2 protein-coding genes are annotated in these 2,601 nt (G+C 30.6%); both read left to right on the forward strand.

The window, feature by feature from the left end; translation table 11 throughout:
• Window positions 1–60 precede the first annotated feature (60 nt).
• A complete protein-coding gene (locus tag FC46_RS08820) occupies window positions 61–1,098 on the forward strand; it encodes a helveticin J family class III bacteriocin (protein WP_057799893.1) in 1,038 nt (345 codons plus the stop codon).
• Window positions 1,099–1,182: 84 nt separating this feature from the next.
• Complete coding sequence (locus tag FC46_RS08825) at window positions 1,183–2,163, forward strand: SLAP domain-containing protein (protein ID WP_057799896.1); 981 nt, start codon at window positions 1,183–1,185, stop codon at window positions 2,161–2,163.
• Window positions 2,164–2,601: the final 438 nt, after the last annotated feature.

Consider the following 2,601-nt stretch of genomic DNA (forward strand, 5'->3'; position numbering starts at 1 on the left):
TACTGATGAAGCTCAGGATAAGTAGTTTTAATAATTAATTTTTTTCGGAGGTATTTTATTATGAGACAATTAAACGAAACGACTAACATCAGTATTGAAGAGAGGTTTGATGTTAATACAGGACACCCTTCTGTAATTCAAAAAGGGAATGTAACTAAAAGTAATGTTTACGCTTTACAATTGTGGGATGAACAAGAAGTAATTAAAGTTTTCAAGGGAACAAAAGCAAATCCTACTAATTGTAAAACATTAGTTTTTTGGGGTACAAAAGATGCTGGTAAGCATACTCAAACCTTTGAATTTGCTAATGCAGGAGATCAACATCATTGGTTTATTGGAACTAAGCCAGTTAATAATTGGTGCACACAGATTGCTAGAATTGATTTAACTAAGCAAAATGTAAGCAAACCACACACTACTAATCTAGATTTTCCACGGTTAGCACATTTGAATCGAATTGGTGATCAACCATATGAAGGCGGTTTAATGTATCGAGTTGAAGCAGCAGTATCACCAGATTATCAAAAGATGTTAATTATGACTGTTGACAAGAATTATACTGCACACTTTACTTTTTATGATCTGCCTACTATTAATCAAGAACTAGATCGTATTGAATCAAATATTCCAGCTAAACGCTATGTTTCTATGGAAAATGTACCTGTGACTATAGATAATAGTTTCCAATCATTTAGTGTAGATAATTTCTATAATCCAGATGATGTATCAGGGAAGAAAAACAATGGATCAACTACTGAAATTACCAATTCAATTCAAGGCGTAGACATTGATAATGCCGGTAATATCTATATTTCATGCCAACCTTCGCCATCTACAGTTAATGGAAAATATATCGGGCATCATAAACAAATCATTAAAATTCCATACTACGCACATCAAAATGTAGATCAATGGACCAGTGTCAACCTAAGCGAATATGCAAAACAAAATGTAAATACATTTGACATTTCAAATTATCGTTCAGAAGTAGAGAGTATTCAAATCATTTCAGAAAATTATGGTTATTTGACTATCTCCTATCATAGAAGTAGTGACGGTAAAACTGAAAAAAGTAAAATTTACAAAATTAGATGGTAGGTCTAATAGTTTAATCTAGCTTTCTAAAAAGTACTAAATAGATGTAAAATCTATTTAGTACTTTTTTGATTAGAAGGTGTAAAAATGAAACATAAATTATCACACATTTTTATCGCTACATTAATAGCGATTAGTTTTGTAGTATTGGTAGACACGCATAATCACAATGTTCAAGCCGCACAAAAAACTATTCAAACAATTAGATATAACAATTCAACCAGCGAGGCACTTGCTTACAACAAGGATGGTAAGTATTTAACTGGAAAAAACAATTTAATTAAAACTGATGCAGTTTTGACATACTATGGCGCCCCACAAATTATCAGAGGTCAAAAGTATGCTTGTTACTATATCGGTAACGGAAAATATATTCCATTAAATTCAATTGGAAAGATTGATGGTAAAAATACTTTCCGCTTGTTGAATAATAGTTATATCTACAATATTAGTGGCAAGAAAATAGGTAAGTTATCTTATAAATATCCTGTACATTTTACAAATAATTTAAAGAAAACTAATCAAGATAAGAAGTATTTCGTAATTAAATCAAATAGAAATTCTAAAGGTATTATATCTAGTACTCAAAAATACTATCTACCTTACAAAAAAATACGGAATAGTTATTATTACGCCTTGGGGAAAGGTAAATATATTAATGTCAGAAATGTTGCAACAATTAACGGCTTACAGAATTGTTCTAATGGTGAAAAAGTCACAGTAATAGCTACTAGAAATCAAAAAGTTCCAGTTTATGTTGAAAACACTACCGATGATGAAAAGGCAGGTAAATGGCTACCTGGAACTACTAAAATTAACGGAATTGTCACTAATCGTGTTATTGTAGATGGAAAGACGGTTAACGTCCAAACAGGAGATATGGTTGTTGGTCAGAGTATTCCTAATGGTACGACTATAACTGTTAACGCCAGGACTTTTGGACCGCAATTTAGATATCAAATCAAAGGAACTCACTTGTTTATAGATTCTTCAGATGTAAAGAAAACCAAAACTAAAGTTTCAAATTATCTTCCATATTTTGTAGATTTAGATAATTTAACTAATTAAAATCGAGCATAACCTTCTTTATTGAAGATTTAATCATATATAAAGTACAAGTTTTCCTTATGAAAGGATAATTGAATATTGCACAAAAAGACAGGACTACAAATGAGCCTGTCTTTTTACTACTTGATATGAATATTTTATTATCAACAGTACTTTTCCATTACCACAATTAAGTAACTGTTAACGATGAATTTGATATCTCTAGCCAAAACTATAGTAATCTAGCCACCTACTATTTTTCAGTTGCTTCTTGCTATTAGTTATAAGTTTGAGATTAATGTAACTTTATCACGAACTTTAGTTCCTGTCAAACACATGTTTATTTTTATGTTGAAGATAACAAAAAGACTCCTACTAAAGAGTAGAAGCCTTTTCTTTGCACCTATTCATGTTATAATTACCTTATACGACAAGATAATTATTGGTTAATCTTGACGG

The sequence above is a fragment of the Lactobacillus kalixensis DSM 16043 genome (genome assembly GCF_001434335.1).
GTDB lineage: Bacteria > Bacillota > Bacilli > Lactobacillales > Lactobacillaceae > Lactobacillus > Lactobacillus kalixensis.

Coding starts and splice junctions, on each gene's coding strand:
- FC46_RS08820 (WP_057799893.1), top strand. CDS start 61: ATGAGACAATTAAACGAAACGACTAACATCAGTATTGAAGAGAGGTTT.
- FC46_RS08825 (WP_057799896.1), top strand. CDS start 1,183: ATGAAACATAAATTATCACACATTTTTATCGCTACATTAATAGCGATT.